This window comes from Teichococcus aerofrigidensis (genome assembly GCF_054073225.1).
On sequence record NZ_JBSXMU010000084.1, the window covers coordinates 1 to 15,559 of the forward strand.

Here is a 15,559-nt window from a genome sequence, read left to right on the forward strand (position 1 = left end):
GGCGGGCCCCCGGACGCCGCGCCGGAAGCCCGCCCGCGCGATCCTGTCGCCGTCGATCTCGGCCTGCAGGGCGGTGGCTCGCACGGGGCCTTCACCTGGGGCGTGCTGGACCGGCTGCTGGAGGAATCCTGGCTGGAGATCGATGCGATCAGCGGCACCTCAGCCGGGGCCATGAACGCCACCGCCCTGGTGGCGGGCTACCATCAGGGCGGGCGCGACGGCGCCAGGGCCGCGCTGGAGCGCTTCTGGAGCGCCGTGGCACGGGCGGCGCTGCTGAGTCCCTTCAAGCGCGGCCCGCTCGACATCCTGCTGGGCCGCTGGTCGCTGGACAGTTCGCCGGCCTTCCTGGCGATGGACATGATGGCCCGGCTGGTCTCGCCCTACGACATCCACATGGTCGGCGGCAATCCGCTGAGCGCGGTGCTCGCCGAGACCATCGACTTCGATCGCCTGGCGTTGGCGGAGCAGCGCCTCTACGTCACCGCGACCAATGTGCGCACCGGACGGGGCCGGGTGTTCCGCAACGCCGAGGTCACGCCCGAGGCGCTGATGGCCTCGGCCTGCCTGCCCACGCTCTTCCAGGCGGTGGAGATCGAGGGCGAGGCCTACTGGGACGGCGGCTATGCCGGCAATCCCACCATCACCCCGCTCGTCCGCGATGGCGGTTCGGCCGACGATCTCCTGCTGGTGGCCATCAACCCGGTGGAACGACCCGGCGTGCCCCGCTCCGCCACCGAGATCCAGAACCGGCTGAACGAGATCTCCTTCAACGCCACGATCATCAAGGAACTCCGCATGATCGCCCTGCTGCAGCAGGTCGTCGCGGAGAGCGGCGCGAAGCTGGACAGCAGCAGGGTGGAGGGGGCGCGCTGGGCCAGCTTCCGCGTGCATCTCCTCTCCAGCCCCGTGATGATCGATCTCGGCTATTCCTCCAAGCTGAACGCGGAATGGGCTTTCCTCACCTTCCTGCGCGACGAGGGGCGGCGGACGGCGGAACGCTTCCTGGCCGAGAATGGCGAGGCCATCGGCCGCCGCTCCTCGGTCAACCTAAACAAGCTGCTGGAGGGTGTCTGATCCCATGGGCCTTCTCGGCATCCTCCTGGGACTGGCCCTTCTCATGGGGCTGGCCTTCCGCGGCTGGAGCGTGCTCCTCCTCGCGCCCGCCCCCCCCCCGCCCCCCCCCGCCGGGGGGGGGGGGGGCTTCGCCGGCGAGCCCCTGCTCGCCCACTGGACCCAGACCTTCATGGGCGGCGCGGCGGGCTTCATCGCGCAGTTCTTCCCGCTCTTCCTGCTGGGCGGGGTCTTCGGCAAGCTGATGGACGACAGCGGGTCGGTCACCGCCATCGCCAACGGCATGACCGCCCGGCTCGGCAGGAAGCGGGCCATCCTGTCCGTGGTGCTGGCCGGCGCGCTCGTCACCTATGGCGGCGTCAGCCTTTTCGTCGCCTTCTTCGTGCTCGCCCCGATGGCGCACGCGATGTTCCGCGCGGCCGATATCCCGCACCGGCTCATGCCGGGGACGATCATGCTCGGCGCCTCGACCTTCACCATGTCGGCGCTGCCGGGTACGCCGGCCATCCAGAACGCCATCCCGATGCCCTTCTTCGGCACATCGCCCTGGGCGGCGCCCGGGCTCGGCCTCATCGCCGCGCTCGTCATGGCGGCCCTCGGCCTCTGGTGGCTGGACTATCGCGAGAAGCAGGCGCGCAAGGCCGGGGAAGGCTACAGCCTGTCCGATCCGGACGGGCGGGAGGCCACGGAGCGGGCCCTCGACGATTCCGTGGTTCGCGAGCATGGCGCGATCTCCACGGAATTCGATCCGGCCGAAATGCGCCATGGCGAGCACGGCCGGAGCGAACCGGGCTTCTGGACCGCCCTGGCCCCGATCGGCGTGGTGCTGATGGTCAACCTGCTGATGACGGCGGTCGTCCTGCCGCGCATGGATACCGGCTTCCTGGCCGATCCGCGCTGGGGCGGCACCACGATCGGCGCGGTCGCGGGCGTCTGGTCGGTGGCCCTGGCGCTCTTCGCGGCCTGCCTGGCCGTGGTGCTGCTGAACCGCGCCAACCTGCCCTCCCTGCGCGCCACGCTGGATGCGGGCGCGAACTCCGCCGTCCTGCCGGTGCTGGGCGTCGGCAGCCTAGTCGGCTTCGGCGCGGTGGTGGCCTCCCTGCCGGCCTTCGGGATGGTGCGCGACCAGGTGCTCGGCATCGGCGGCGGGCCTCTGGCCTCCCTGGCGGTGGCGACGAACGTGCTGGCGGCGCTGACGGGATCGGCCTCGGGCGGGCTGACCATCGCGCTCGACACGCTGGGCCCGACCTATCTCCGGATCGCCGCGGAGCAGGGGATCGATCCCGGCCTGCTGCACCGAGTCGCGGTGATCGGCGCCGGCACACTGGATGCCCTGCCGCACAACGGCGCGGTGGTCACGCTCCTCGCGGTCTGCGGCTCCGATCACCGGAACAGCTACCTGGATATCTTCATGTCGAGCGTCGTCAGCGCCCTGGTGGCGCTGGTGGTCGTGATCCTGCTGGGGAGCCTGATCGGCTCCTTCTGATCCGGGGGGATCACGGCGGCTCTCCGAAGCGATACCCCACGCCCGGCTCGGTGCGGATCAGCTTCCCCCAGGGTCCGAGCTTCTGCCGCAGATGGCCGACATAGACGCGGAGGTACTGCGCCTCCCCGGCCTGCGCCGGGCCCCAGACCGAGGAGAGCAGCTGCCGGTGCGTCAGGACGCGGCCCTCGCCGCCACGCACCAGAGCGGCGAGCAGATCCCATTCACGGGGCGTGAGATGCAGGGGGTCGCCGCCGTCGAGGCGGGCGAGGCGATGCGCCAGATCGACTTCCAGCCCGCCGAAGCGCCGCAGCGTGGCCTGGGCCTCCGGCGCGCGCTGGCCGGCGCGGCGCAGCGCGGAACGGATGCGGGCGAGCAGCTCGGCCAGCGCGAAGGGCTTCTCGATATAGTCGTCCGCCCCGGCATCCAGCGCGGCGACCTTCTCCGCCTCGTGATCGCGGGCCGAGAGAATGAGGATCGGCGCCTCCGTGAAGGCGCGCAGCCGGGGGATCATCGCCTTCCCGTCGCCATCCGGCAGGCCGAGGTCCAGCAGCACCAGCGCCGGCGCGCGCTCGGCGGCCATGCGCATGCCCTCGGCCACGGTCCCGGCGCGCAGCGGCCGGTAGCCCGCCGCCTCCAGCGCGGCGGCGAGGAAGCGATGGATCTGCGGTTCGTCATCGACGACGAGGATCGAAGGTTCCGTCATGTCGCGGGAAACCGGATGACGATGCGCGTGCCGCGCGCCTCCGCGACCGGGCTCTCCGCCGCGATGCGCCCACCCATCGCCCGCACCAGGCCGCGGCAGATCGCCAGGCCCAGCCCGCTGCCCGCCGCCACGCGATCGGTGCGCGTCGCGCGGAAGAACGGATCGAAGATGCGGTAGAGATCGCCGGCATCGATGCCGGGCCCGTCATCCTCCACGGCGATGACGGCCTCCGCGCCCTCGCGGCGGACCCGCACGGCGACCCGGCTCCCCGCGGGGGAGAACTTCAGCGCGTTGTCGAGCAGATTGGCCAGGACCTGATCGAGCAGCACCGGATCGAGCCGCGGTGCCTCGGGCCGCGATTCCGCCTCGATAGCGATGGGCCTGCCCCGCGCCTGGATGGCCCGCGCGACCGCCGTCTCCACCGCCTCGACAAGATCGACCGGCTCCCTGCGCGGCTCGATCTGGCCGTGCTCGATCCTGACCATGTCGAGGATGTTGGCGATCCAGCGCGAGAGGCGTGCCGCTTCCTCCTCCGCCGTGGCGAGCAGATCGGCGCGTGTCGCGTCGGACAGCACGGGGCCGGCGGTCCGCAGCGTGGCGATCGCGCCGCGAATCGAGGTCAGCGGCGTCCTCAGATCATGGCCGAGCGAGGTCAGCAGCGCGCTGCGCAGCGACTCGGTCTCCGCGCGCGCCTCGCCGCGCGCGCGCTCCTCCATCAGCTCGGCGCGCTCCAGCGCCACGCCAGCCTGGTCGAGCAGCGCATCCAGCGCCCGGTCGGCCTCCGCCTCCAGCGGCCCGCCCTGTGACGCGCGCAGCCCGACGAGCCCCGCCAACCCGCGCGCCGTGCGCATGGGGCGGAACTGCCACGCGACCGATGGCAGCGTGTCGGTGCCGCGACCGGCCGCGCGGCGGTTCGCCACCGCCCAGCGCGCCGCGGCCATCGCCGCCTCGTCCGGCTCGGCATCCAGCGGCACGGCGGCGCGCAGCACGGGCTCCGGTGCGGTCTCGCCGGGCAGCGGCGGCAGCAGCAGCAGGACGCAGGACGGCGCGCCGGCGATGCGCGAGGCTTCCTCGGCGATCGCCTGCACGATGTCGGCCCTGTCGCCCGGGACACCGAGGCGGCGGCTGAACTCCACGAGCCGGCGCAGCCCCAGCATGCGCGCCCGCGCCGCGCGGACCGAGCGGCCGAGCCGGCCGGTCGTCCCCGCCAGCAGCAGCGCGACCAGCGCGAAGACGATGACGCCGAGGACATCCTGCGGGCCGGCGATGGCGAAGGTGTGGCGCGGCGGCAGGAACAGGAAGTTCCAGCACAGGAAGGCCAGCACCGCGGCCACGCCGCCCTGGACGGGACCGAAGCCGACCGCGGCCGCGACGATCGGCACCAGGTAGACCATGCCGAGCGCGGCCTCCGGCACCTCGGGATCGAGCGCGAGCCCGACGCCGGTGGCCAGCGCCACCAGCAGCGGGGCCGCCGCCCAGGCCAGCCAGGGGGGCACGGCGCGCGGATCGGGCGCCACGCGGCGCGGCGGCCCGGCGGGCGTGGGCACGAGGTGCAGCGTGAAATCCCCGGCCCGACGCAGCAGGAGGCCGGAGAGGGTGCGCCCCGTGGCCAGGCGCCAGAAGGGGGGCCGGCCGCGGCCGATCACCAGATGCGTCACGTTGCGCGCCCGTGCCTCGCGCAGGATGGCGGCCGGCACATCCGCGGCGATCACCGTCTCCGCCGTCGCGCCGAGTTCCTCGGCCAGCCGCAGCATCGCGCCGGGATCGCCGGCACCGGGGGCGGCGGGGCGTTCGACATGCAGCGCGAGCAGCGGCGCCTTCAGCGCGTCGGCGATGCGCCGGGCCTCGCGCACGACCGTCTCGGAGGCGGGATCGGCGCCGACCAGCGCCAGGACGCGCTCGCCCGCTGGCCAGGGACCCGGGATGGCATTGGCCCGCATGTAGCCGGTGACATCGGCATCGACGCGCTCCGCCGTGCGGCGCAGCGCCATCTCGCGCAAGGCGGCCAGATTGCCCTCGCGGAAGAAGCCCTTCAGCGCGCGGTCGGCCTGGTCGGGCCGGTAGATGCGGCCCTGGCGCATGCGCTCGATCAGCTCGGCGGGCGGGATGTCGATCAGCTCGATGGCATCGGCCTCGGCCAGGACGCGGTCCGGCACCGTCTCGGCGATGCGCACGCCGGTGATGCGCGCCACCGCCTCCGAGAGGCTTTCCAGGTGCTGGACGTTCACCGTGGTCCAGACCTCGATCCCCGCCGCGCGAAGCTCCTCGACATCCTGCCAGCGCTTCGGATGGCGGCTGCCCGGTGCGTTGCTGTGCGCCAGCTCGTCCAGCAGCAGGATCTGCGGCCGCCGCGCCAGCGCGGCATCGAGGTCGAACTCCTCCAGCATCTGGCCGCGATAGGCGATGCGCGCGCGCGGCAGCAGAGGCAGTTCGCCGATCGCGGCCTGGGTCTCGGCACGTCCATGGGCCTCGACGAGGCCGATCAGCACATCCGCGCCGCCCGCCCGCCTGCGCCGCGCCTCGGCCAGCATCTCCATGGTCTTGCCGACACCGGGCGCGGCACCCAGAAAGACCTTGAGGCGCCCGCCTTCCGCCTTTCGCGCCAGGGCGAGCAGCGCGTCGGGATCAGGGCGGGCGGGCTCGCTCGGCATGGGCGGGGAATAGCATCACGTCCCGGCCAGCGCGTCGAGCGCCAGGTTGAGGCGCAGCACATTCACGCGCGGCTCCCCCAGCAGACCGAGTTCCCGGCCCTCGATGTGCTGCGCCACCAGGGCCGCCAGCCTGTCCTCCGGCAGGCCACGCGCCCGCGCGACGCGGGCGATCTGCCGCGCGGCATTCTCCGGGCTGATATGCGGATCGAGGCCGGAGCCGGACGCGGTGGCGGCATCGGCCGGCACCGTGGGGCCGCCGACCGCCGCGACGCGCTGCCGCACGCTGTCGAGCAGCGCCGCCGAGGTCGGGCCAAGCTGCGACGCGGCGCCGGCGGCGGCGTTGTAGGGCTCCGGCGCGGTCGCCGAGGGGCGCGGATGGAAGTAGCGCGGCCCGGTGAAGGCCTGGCCGATGAGCGCCGAGCCGACGACGCGCCCGTCGCGCCGGATGAGGCTGCCACCGGCCTGGTCCGGAAACACCAGCCCGGCGACTCCGGTCATGGCGAGCGGCATGGCGATGCCGAGCAGCGCCGTCAGCAGCAGCACCATCGCGACGGCGGGACGGAGGATGGCGGTCATGGTTCAGGCGAGTCCCAGGAGCTGGAGGATCAGATCGATGAGCTTGATGCCGAGGAACGGGGCGACGACGCCGCCAAGCCCGTAGATCAGCAGGTTCCGCCGCAGCAGCGCGGCGGCGCCCACCGGCACGTAGCGCACGCCGCGCAGCGCCAGCGGCACCAGCGCCACGATGACCAGCGCGTTGAAGATGACCGCGGCCAGGATGGCGCTCTCCGGGCTCGCCAGGTGCATGACGTTGAGCACCTGCAGCTCCGGATAGCTCGCCACGAAGATGGCCGGCAGGATCGCGAAGTACTTCGCCACGTCATTGGCGATGGAGAAGGTGGTCAGCGCGCCGCGCGTGATCAGCAGCTGCTTGCCGATCTCCACCACCTCGATCAGCTTGGTGGGATCGCTGTCGAGATCGACCATGTTGCCGGCCTCGCGCGCCGCCTGCGTGCCGGTCTGCATGGCGAGCCCGACATCGGCCTGCGCCAGCGCCGGCGCGTCGTTGGTGCCGTCGCCGGCCATCGCGACGAGCCGGCCCTCCGCCTGCGCGCGGCGGATATAGGTGAGCTTGTCCTCCGGCGTGGCCTCCGCGATGAAGTCGTCCACCCCGGCTTCGGCGGCGATGGCGGCGGCCGTCAGGCGGTTGTCGCCGGTCACCATGACGGTGCGGATGCCCATGCGGCGCAGCGCGTCGAAGCGCTCCCGCATGCCGGTCTTGACGATGTCCTTCAGCTCGATCGCGCCGAGCAGGGTCGCGTCCCGGGCCACCGCCAGCGGTGTGCCGCCGGCGCGCGCGATGCGATCCACCGCCTGGGCGAGCGGCGGCGGCACCGCCACGCCGAGGCTGCGCGCCAGCGCGTCCACCGCACCCTTGCGGTAGCGCCCCTGCGGCAGGTCGAGGCCGGAGATGCGCGTCTGCGCCGTGAAGGGGACGGCCACGGCGCCGGGCGGCGGGCCATCGGCCAGAACGCCGTGGCGGTCACGCGCGAAGGCCAGGATGGAGCGCCCCTCCGGCGTCTCATCCGCCAGGCTCGCCAGCATCGCGGCCTCGGCCAGTTCGTGCTCGCCCACGCCGGGCGCCGGGACGAAGGCGGCCGCTTGCCGGTTGCCCAGCGTGATGGTGCCGGTCTTGTCGAGCAGCAGCACATCCACGTCGCCCGCCGCCTCCACCGCGCGGCCGCTGGTCGCCAGCACGTTGAAGCGCACCAGGCGGTCCATGCCGGCGATGCCGATGGCCGAGAGCAGGCCGCCGATCGTCGTCGGAATCAGCGTGACGAGCAGCGCCGCCAGAACGGCGACGGAAGGCGGCCGGCCGTTCCAGCTCGCCAGCCCGACCAGCGTGGCGACGGCGATCAGGAAGATGATCGTCATGCCGGTCAGCAGGATGTCGAGTGCGATCTCGTTCGGCGTCTTCTGCCGGCTGGCGCCTTCCACCAGGGCGATCATGCGGTCGAGGAAGGTGGCGCCCGCCGCGGCGGTGATGCGCACCACGATCCAGTCGGAGACGACCAGCGTGCCGCCGGTCACCGCGCTGCGGTCGCCGCCGGACTCGCGGATGACGGGCGCGGATTCGCCGGTGATCGCGGCCTCGTTCACGCTGGCGATGCCCTGGACGACCTCCCCGTCCGAGGGGATGAGCTCACCGGCCTCGACCAGCACGAACTCGCCGACGCGGAGGTCCGTCGCCGGTCGGTTCTGCCACAGGCTGCGGTCGTCCTCGCGCAGCAGCACCCTGGCGCTCGCCTCGCCACGGCCGCGGCGCAGGCTTTCCGCCCGGGCGCGGCCGCGGCCTTCGGCGACCGCCTCGGCGAAGGTCGCGAACAGCACGGTGAGCCAGAGCCAGAGCGCGATGCCGGCCTGGAAGCTCCAGGCATCGCCGAGAAAGGCGGCGCGGATCGCCAGCAGCGTCACGAGGATGGAGATGACCTCGGTGACGAAGATCACCGGGTTCCGCACGAGATGGCGGGGATTGAGCTTGCGGAGGGCATCGGTCCCGGCACGCCGCAGCGCGTGCCTGCCCAGGGCGGATGTCGTTTGCATGATCAGGGACCTCAGAAGGTCTTGCCGGCGAGCAGCACGAAGTGCTCGGCGAGCGGCCCGAGGGCGAGGGCGGGCATGAACTGCAGCCCGCCCAGGATGAGGATCACGCCGGCGAGCAGCCCGGCGAAGAGGGGACCATGCGTCGGGAACGTGCCGGTGGAGGCTCCGAGCTTCGGCTTCGCGGCGAGCGATCCCGCGATCGCCATCACGGGAACGACATAGGCGAAGCGGCCGAGCAGCATCGCGATGCCGAGCGTGGTGTTCAGCCAGGGCGTGTCGGCGGTCAGCCCGCCGAAGGCCGAGCCGTTGTTGCCAGTGGCCGAGGTGAAGGCGTAGAGCATCTCGCTCAATCCATGCGGCCCGGCATCCTGGATGGAGGAGACCGCCGAGGGCAGCACCAGCGACACCGCGGTGAAGCCCAGGATCGAGGCCGGCAGCACCAGCACGGCGAGCATGGCGAGCTTCACCTCCCGCGCCTGCACCTTCTTGCCGAGATATTCCGGCGTCCGGCCGACCATCAGCTCGGCCACGAACACCGCGAGCAGCACGAAGACAAGCATGCCGTAGAGGCCCGAGCCGACGCCGCCCGGCAGCACTTCGCCAAGCTGGATCAGGACCATCGGCACCAGGCCGCCGAGCGGCGTGAAGCTGTCGAGCATCGCGTTGACCGCGCCGCAGGACGCGCCGGTCGTGGAGGCGGTGAACAGCGCCGCCAGCGCCATGCCGAAGCGCAGGTCCTTGCCTTCCATGTTGCCCTGGGCGGGATCGACGCCGGCGGCCAGGTGCAGCGGGTTGCCGCCCGCCTCGGCCGCATAGACCAGCGCCGTGGCGATGAGGATGTAGCCGAGCATCACGCCGAGCAGCGCGCGGCCCTGGCGGACGTCGCCGACGATATGGCCGAAGGTGAGGGCCAGCGCGAAGGGGATCACCTGTTGCGCCCAGATCTGCAGCGCGGTGGCCAGCGCCGAGGGTCCTTCGAAGGGATGCAGCGCATTCACCCCGAAGAAGCCGCCGCCATTGGTGCCGAGGTGCTTGATCGCGACCTGGAAGGCCACCGGCCCCAGCGCGATGGTCTGCGTGCCGCCTTCCAGCGTCGTGGCCCCGGCCGCGCCGACCAGTGTCTGCGGCATGCCCATGGCGACAAAGACAAGCCCGACGACGATGCTGAGGGGCAGCAGGACATACAGGGTGATGCGGAGGAAATCGGCCCAGAAGTTGCCGAGATTCTTCACGCCACCGGCCGCGAAGGCGCGGCAGACCGCCAGCGCCAGCGCGATACCGGTGGCGGCGGAGAGGAAGTTCTGCACCGTCAGCCCCGCCATCTGGCTGAGATGGCTCATCGCGGCCTCGCCGCTATAGGCCTGCCAGTTGGTGTTGGTCACGAAGCTCACCGCGGTGTTGAAGGCGAGCCAGGGCGACAGCCCGCCGAAACCCTGCGGGTTCAGCGGCAGCGCGCCCTGCAGCCGCAACAACGCATAGAGCAGCACGAAACCGCCGGCATTCGCCGCCAGCATGGCCAGCACATAGGCCTTCCAGCCCATGCCACGCGCGGGATCGATCCCGGCGGCTTGGTAGAGGGCGTGCTCCAGCGGCGCGAGCCAGGCGACACGTCCGGCCGCGACGGCGGCGATGTAGCGGCCGAGCGGGATCGCGGCGGCGATCACGCAGGCGAGGACGAGCGCGATCTGCGCCCAGCCGATCCAGGTCATGGAATCACAGGTCCTCGGGGCGCAGCAGCGCCCATACGAGATAGAGAAGCAGGCCAGCCGCGACGATCCCTGCCAGGAGAAGCTCGGACATGGCGGCTAGACGCGTTCGCAGCCGACGGCGTAGGCCGCCATCAGGGCGAGGATGCCGACGCCCAGCGCCAGCAGGAGCAGATCGATCACGGTTGTGCCTCATGCGTCGACCGAAGGGTCAGCGCAGCTCTAGGCGGGAGGACCGTAAAGGATCGATGCCGGTTCGCGGCGCCCTACATAAAGAACGCATAAAGACGCGCCGTCCGCACAGGCGGTCTGCCGCATCGCCGCGGGGCATGGTCAGCCAGTCCGGTGATCCATCGTGTCGGGGGGCAAGGCCGGAAGGGCCGCTGTTCGCGCGACGGGGCTTCGTGGCGCGTTCCGCCTCAGCGGCCCCGGAAGCAGAAAGGGCCCGCCGAAGCGAGCCCTTGCTAAACGCCTGTGTTTCCTGTGGAAATCTGGAGCGGGCGAAGGGATTCGAACCCTCGACCCCAACCTTGGCAAGGTTGTGCTCTACCCCTGAGCTACGCCCGCGCTCCGTATCGGCGTGGGGCGCGATATGTCATGCGTCCGGCGGCTCCGCAAGTCCCCGTCGCGGCCGGGCGAGAAAAATTCTGCATGGCGTGCGCCGCCGCGCGGGGAAGGGTGGGGGGCCGCGCGCGGGCCTCATCGGGACCGGCGCGCTGTGGCATAAGCCCTGGCATGTCCGAGACCCTCCCCCCTCTCTCCTCCGGCCTGGCGCCCGAGACGCCGGAGGGACTGCTCGCCCGCCTGGACCGGCTGGGCATCCCGGCCCGGACGGTGACGCATCCGCCGCTGCACACGGTCGCCGAGAGCAAGGCGCTGCGCGGCGCCCTGCCGGGCCTTCACGTCAAGAACCTCTTCCTGCGCCCGAGGGCGCCGGGCCCCTACCTGCTCCTCGTGCTGGAGGAGGACCGCCAAGTCTCGGTCAACGCCCTGCTGCGGGCGCTCGGGGCGGGGCGGGGGAGCTTCGCCACGGCGGCCGAGCTCTGGTCGGAACTCGGGGTGGCGCCCGGGTCGGTCTCGCCCCTGGGACTGGTCAATGCGCGGCCCGGCCGGGTGCGGGTCGCGATCGACACCCTCCTGCTGCGGGGCGACGGGCCGCTGCACCTGCATCCGCTGACCAACACCGCCACCACGGCGCTGGCGGCGGCGGACCTGCTGCGCTTCCTGCGCGCGCTGGGACATGCGCCGGAGGAACTGCCCCTGGATGGGCAGGAACCGCCGCCGGATTGACCGGCCGGGTCCGTGCCGCCTTGCGCCGCGCCGCTTCCGGCGCATCTATGCTGGGCAGGAACTGCTGAACTGGTGCTCTCTCATGGATACTTTCCTCGATCCCAACAAGGCGCCTGCCCCCGGCGGGGGTGGCGATGTCATCAAGGATGGCGATTCCAAGTCCTTCATGCAGGACGTGGTCAATGCCAGCCGCGAGGTGCCTGTCCTGGTGGACTTCTGGGCCACCTGGTGCGGCCCCTGCAAGCAGCTGACGCCCGCCCTGGAGAAGGTGGTGCGCGCCGCGCAGGGCCGGGTGCGGCTGGTCAAGATCGACATCGACCAGAACCGTGCCCTGGTGCAGCAGCTGTCCCAGATGGGGCTGCCGCTGCAGTCGGTGCCGACGGTGGTGGCCTTCTGGCAGGGGCAGATCGCCGACCTGTTCCAGGGCGCGTTGCCCGAATCGGAGCTGAAGAAGTTCATCGAGGCGCTGCTGAAGCTGGCCGGCGGCCAGATGCCGGCGGCGGACCTGCTGGCCGAGGCCAGGCAGGCGGCCGAGACGGGCGATCAGCAGACCGCGCTGGAACTCTTCGCCGCCCTGGCGCAGCAGGAGCCGGAGAATGCCGAGGCCCTGGCCGGCCTGGCCCGCACGCTGATGGCGATGGGTGAGGAGGAGCGGGCGCTTCAGGTTCTCGACGCCGTGCCCGAGAAGCTGCGCGGCCACGCCGAGATCGCCGGCGTGAGGAGCGCGCTGGAGCTGGCGGCGGAGGGCCGCAAGGCGCGCGAGCGGCTCGCCGAGTTCGAGAGCCGCCTGGCCGCCGATCCGGACGACCACGCGGCGCGGATCGAGCTGGCCGTGGCGCTGAATGCCATGGAGCAGCGGGCGGAGGCGGCGCAGGCCCTGCTGGAGGCGATCCGGCGCGACCGCGCCTGGGGGGAGGAGGCGGCGCGCAAGCAGCTGCTGAAGTTCTTCGAGGCCTGGGGGCCCATGGACCCGGCCACCGTGAAGGCGCGGCGCGGGCTCTCGACCCTGCTGTTCCGCTGAACCCGGAAAGCCGGGCATGGATCCCTTCCATCCCCGGCTGTCCGATCTGCCGGAGGAATTTCCGGTCTTTCCCCTGGCCGGGGCCCTTCTGCTGCCAGGCGGTCGCCTGCCGCTCAACATCTTCGAGCCGCGCTTCCTGGCCCTGACCGAGGCCGCCCTGGCCCGCGGGCGTCTCTTCGGCATGATGCTGCCGGACCCGGCGCATCCGCGCGTCGACGGGCAGTCCACGATCTTTTCCGTCGGCTGCCTGGGGCGCATCGCCTCCTTCGCCGAGACGGGGGATGGCCGCTACCTGATCACCCTGCTGGGCCTCATCCGCTTCCGGGTCCGCCGGGAGCTGGCGGTCCACCCGCGCGGCTACCGGTCCGTCAGCGCGGATTTCAGCCCCTATGCCGCCGACCTGGGCCCGGTGGAGGCATCGCCGGCGGGCATCGACCGGCCTCGGCTGCTGGCGGCGATGCGGACCTATTTCCAGGCGCGGCGGATGGAGGTGGACTGGGAGGCGGTGGAAGGCCTGTCGCTGCCCGTGCTTGTCACCACGCTGTGCATGATCTGCCCCTTCGGCGGCGCCGAGAAGCAGGCGCTGCTGGAGGCGCTGGACCTGCGGGAGCGCGCCACCTTGCTGCTGGCGCTGATGCGGATGGATGCGGCCGGCCCCGCCGCCGGCGCGCGGCCGAGCTGAGTGGAGGCGTGAGTTGACGGCGGCGGCGGCGCGGCGCAGGAATCGCCTGATATGAGCAACGCGCACGACACCGCCCCCTCCGCGCCCGCTGGCCAGCCCGCCGGCGGGCCCGTCGATCCCCGCCTGCTGGAGATCCTGGTCTGCCCGGTGACCAAGGGCCCGCTGCGCTACGACCGCGAGCGCGGCGAGCTGGTCAGCGAGAAGGCCGGCCTGGCCTACCCGATTCGCGACGGCATTCCGATCATGCTGCCGGACGAGGCACGACAGCTCGGCGCCTGATGGCGGCGCCCATCGAGATCCGGCTGCGCCGGGAGGAGAAGCGCCTGGACATCCTGTTCGGGGATGGTGCCGCCTTCTCCCTTCCGGCCGAGTACCTCCGGGTGGAGAGCCCCTCGGCCGAGGTGCAGGGGCACGGGCCGGAGGAGAAGCGTCTCGTCGCCGGGCGCCGGTTCGTCGGCATCCTGAGCGTGGAGCCCGTTGGCCATTACGCGATCCGGCTCGTCTTCGACGATCTGCATGACAGCGGCATCTACACCTGGATCTACCTGCGCCAGCTCGGCGAGGAGCAGGCCGCGCGGTGGGCGGCCTATGAGGCGGCCCTGGCCGCGCGCGGCCTCTCACGCGATCCGCCGGGACGGAGGGGACCGTGAGAATTGGCATCCTGGGCGCCGGCTTCTCGGGCACGGCCCTGGCTCTCCAGCTGATGGCGCGGCGCCCGGCGCCCGAGGTCCTGCTGTTCGAGCCCGGCCCTCCCGGCCCCGGCCTGGCCTATGGAACCCGGGAGCCGGAGCATCTGCTGAACGTGCCGGCGGCGGGGATGAGCCTGTTCCCCGACCGGCCGGGCGACTTCTCCGAATGGCTGGCGGCGCGGCGGCCGGAGATCCGGACGGAGGATGGGCCGGTCTTCGCCCCTCGCGCCCTCTATGGTGCCTATCTGCGGCAGGCCCTCACCGCTGCCCTGGACGATCCGGCGGGGCGGCTGCGCCACCATTCCGAGGCGGTGGCCGAGGTGATGCCCGGGGAGAAGGGCGGCTTCCGGCTGCGCGGCGCCTCGGGCCTTGAGGAGAGGGTGGACCGGCTGGTCCTGGCCCTGGGCGGTTTCGCCTCCGGGGGCGGCGCGCCGCCGCATGTCCATGGCAATCCCTGGGACCCCGCGGCCCTGGAGGGATTGGCGCCCGATGCGCCCGTGCTCCTGCTCGGCACCGGCCTGACCATGGCCGATATGGTGCTGGCGCTGCGGGCCCGGGGGCATGAGGGGGTGGTGACCGCCGTGTCACGCCATGGCTGGCCCCCGCTATCGCATGTCGCGGGCGCCTTTCCATCGCCCTGGCCCGTGCGCCTTCCCGCGGGCGCCGGCGTGCTGGAGGTGATGCGCCTGCTGCGGCGGGACGTCCGCCGGGCCGCGGCGGCCGGCCAGCCCTGGCAGGCGGTCATCGACGGACTCCGGCCGCAGGTGCAGGCGCTCTGGCAGGGCTGGGATGCCGGAGAGCGGGCGCGCTTCCTGCGCCATGCCCGATCCGTCTGGAACCTGCACCGGCACCGCCTGGCGCCGGCGGTGGCCCGGCGGCTGGCCGAGGAAGAGCGGCGGGGGCGCCTGCGTTTCGAGGCGGCGCGCCTGGAGGGCTGGCAGGTCGAGGGCGGAGAGGTTGTGGCCCGGCTTCGGCGGCGTGGCGGGGAGGGTGTGTCGCGCCGGGCGGCTCGGATCATCCTCTGCACCGGCCCGGAGGGCAGCCATGCCTGGCGGGAGGCGGCCCCTTTCCCCGCTTTGCTGAGCCAGGGGCTGGCCCGGCTGGACCCCCTGGGGGCGGGCCTGGCCGTCCGGCGGGACGGCGCGGTGCTGGGGGTGTCGGGGCAGCCGGTGCCCGGCCTGTTCGCCATGGGTCCGCTGACGCGGGGCGCCCTTTGGGAGGTCACCGCCGTGCCCGAGATCCGGGCGCAGGCCCTGGCTTTGGCCGGGCATCTGGCGAGCTGAAGAGCCTGCCGCTCCGCTGGAGCGGAAGCGGTCATGGCAGCCCTGTCCGGCAGGCGCGGCTGAATCCGCGTTGGCCACGGAATCCTGTTTGACAGCCCTCGCGGCGGGGCCTAGAAGCCGCCCCCTGCCGCTGACCCGGCGCTGGTGACAGCAGAGGGACAGCGGAAGGCGCCGAAAGAAAAACTTCGGCGGGTGTGTTGACCGGCGGAATAGATTTCGCTAGAAGGCACTCACCGCCGACGAAGTTTCGGAAGGCGAAGCGAAAGACTGAAAAAACCGGCTTTACTTCGAAAGTCGATCCGGTTATTAAGGTCAAATGTTGATTTAAAATCGCATCGGGTTTTCTGGAAGTAGAGATATTTGGATTGATGGC

15 protein-coding genes and 1 tRNA gene are annotated in these 15,559 nt (G+C 72.2%); 8 read left to right on the plus strand and 8 right to left on the minus strand.

Annotated features, from left to right (window positions below):
- On the plus strand, positions 1 to 1,074 hold a 1,074-nt coding region (locus tag ACVMLK_RS15560; protein WP_457486899.1), incomplete at its 5' end, for a patatin-like phospholipase family protein.
- The gene (locus tag ACVMLK_RS15565; protein WP_457486900.1) at positions 1,067 to 2,557 is read left to right on the plus strand and encodes a GntP family permease; all 1,491 of its coding nucleotides are present in this window, start codon (positions 1,067 to 1,069) and stop codon (positions 2,555 to 2,557) included. The genes ACVMLK_RS15560 and ACVMLK_RS15565, both read left to right, overlap by 8 nt.
- Before the next feature lie 10 nt (positions 2,558 to 2,567).
- On the opposite strand, the gene ACVMLK_RS15570 is transcribed toward ACVMLK_RS15565, so the two are convergent.
- The 7 genes from ACVMLK_RS15570 to ACVMLK_RS15600 form a co-directional block, all read right to left on the minus strand.
- The gene (locus ACVMLK_RS15570; RefSeq protein WP_457486901.1) at positions 2,568 to 3,260 is read right to left on the minus strand and encodes a response regulator; all 693 of its coding nucleotides are present in this window, start codon (positions 3,258 to 3,260) and stop codon (positions 2,568 to 2,570) included.
- Complete coding sequence (locus tag ACVMLK_RS15575; RefSeq protein WP_457486902.1) at positions 3,257 to 5,911, minus strand: ATP-binding protein; 2,655 nt, start codon at positions 5,909 to 5,911, stop codon at positions 3,257 to 3,259. Before ACVMLK_RS15575 ends, ACVMLK_RS15570 begins: the two co-directional genes overlap by 4 nt.
- A gap of 15 nt (positions 5,912 to 5,926) precedes the next feature.
- Complete coding sequence (gene kdpC / locus ACVMLK_RS15580) at positions 5,927 to 6,487, minus strand: potassium-transporting ATPase subunit KdpC (RefSeq protein ID WP_457486903.1); 561 nt, start codon at positions 6,485 to 6,487, stop codon at positions 5,927 to 5,929.
- Between the two features lie 3 nt (positions 6,488 to 6,490).
- Positions 6,491 to 8,515: a potassium-transporting ATPase subunit KdpB gene (gene kdpB / locus ACVMLK_RS15585; RefSeq protein ID WP_422922217.1), complete on the minus strand. Its 2,025-nt coding sequence runs from the start codon at positions 8,513 to 8,515 to the stop codon at positions 6,491 to 6,493.
- Between the two features lie 11 nt (positions 8,516 to 8,526).
- Entirely contained in the window at positions 8,527 to 10,224 is a 1,698-nt protein-coding gene (gene kdpA, locus ACVMLK_RS15590) for a potassium-transporting ATPase subunit KdpA (RefSeq protein ID WP_457486904.1), read from the minus strand.
- A gap of 4 nt (positions 10,225 to 10,228) precedes the next feature.
- Positions 10,229 to 10,417, minus strand: a complete 189-nt coding sequence (gene kdpF, locus ACVMLK_RS15595) for a K(+)-transporting ATPase subunit F (RefSeq protein ID WP_457486905.1) — start codon at positions 10,415 to 10,417, stop codon at positions 10,229 to 10,231.
- 296 nt (positions 10,418 to 10,713) lie between these two features.
- Positions 10,714 to 10,788, minus strand: a tRNA-Gly gene (locus tag ACVMLK_RS15600).
- 168 nt (positions 10,789 to 10,956) lie between these two features.
- On the opposite strand from ACVMLK_RS15600, the gene ACVMLK_RS15605 reads away from it, so the two are divergent.
- The 6 genes from ACVMLK_RS15605 (at position 10,957) to ACVMLK_RS15630 (ending at position 15,186) form a co-directional block, all read left to right on the plus strand.
- Positions 10,957 to 11,511 carry a YbaK/EbsC family protein gene (locus ACVMLK_RS15605; protein WP_422922186.1) on the plus strand — a complete coding sequence of 185 codons (555 nt, stop codon included), beginning with the start codon at positions 10,957 to 10,959 and terminating at the stop codon, positions 11,509 to 11,511.
- A gap of 82 nt (positions 11,512 to 11,593) precedes the next feature.
- Positions 11,594 to 12,532 (plus strand): tetratricopeptide repeat protein, encoded by a 939-nt coding sequence (locus ACVMLK_RS15610; protein ID WP_198367214.1) that lies wholly within the window; start codon positions 11,594 to 11,596, stop codon positions 12,530 to 12,532.
- A 16-nt stretch (positions 12,533 to 12,548) separates the two neighbouring features.
- On the plus strand, positions 12,549 to 13,214 hold the full coding sequence (locus ACVMLK_RS15615; RefSeq protein WP_457486906.1) for an LON peptidase substrate-binding domain-containing protein: 666 nt from the start codon (positions 12,549 to 12,551) through the stop codon (positions 13,212 to 13,214).
- A 51-nt stretch (positions 13,215 to 13,265) separates the two neighbouring features.
- Positions 13,266 to 13,493 (plus strand): Trm112 family protein, encoded by a 228-nt coding sequence (locus tag ACVMLK_RS15620; protein ID WP_198367216.1) that lies wholly within the window; start codon positions 13,266 to 13,268, stop codon positions 13,491 to 13,493.
- Positions 13,493 to 13,864: a gamma-butyrobetaine hydroxylase-like domain-containing protein gene (locus tag ACVMLK_RS15625; protein ID WP_198367217.1), complete on the plus strand. Its 372-nt coding sequence runs from the start codon at positions 13,493 to 13,495 to the stop codon at positions 13,862 to 13,864. Before ACVMLK_RS15620 ends, ACVMLK_RS15625 begins: the two co-directional genes overlap by 1 nt.
- The gene (locus tag ACVMLK_RS15630) at positions 13,861 to 15,186 is read left to right on the plus strand and encodes an FAD/NAD(P)-binding protein (RefSeq protein ID WP_457486907.1); all 1,326 of its coding nucleotides are present in this window, start codon (positions 13,861 to 13,863) and stop codon (positions 15,184 to 15,186) included. Before ACVMLK_RS15625 ends, ACVMLK_RS15630 begins: the two co-directional genes overlap by 4 nt.
- A 31-nt stretch (positions 15,187 to 15,217) precedes the next feature.
- Here the strand turns inward: ACVMLK_RS15630 and ACVMLK_RS15635 are convergent.
- Positions 15,218 to 15,559 (minus strand): hypothetical protein (locus tag ACVMLK_RS15635; RefSeq protein ID WP_457486908.1); only part of this gene is annotated, 342 nt, incomplete at its 5' end.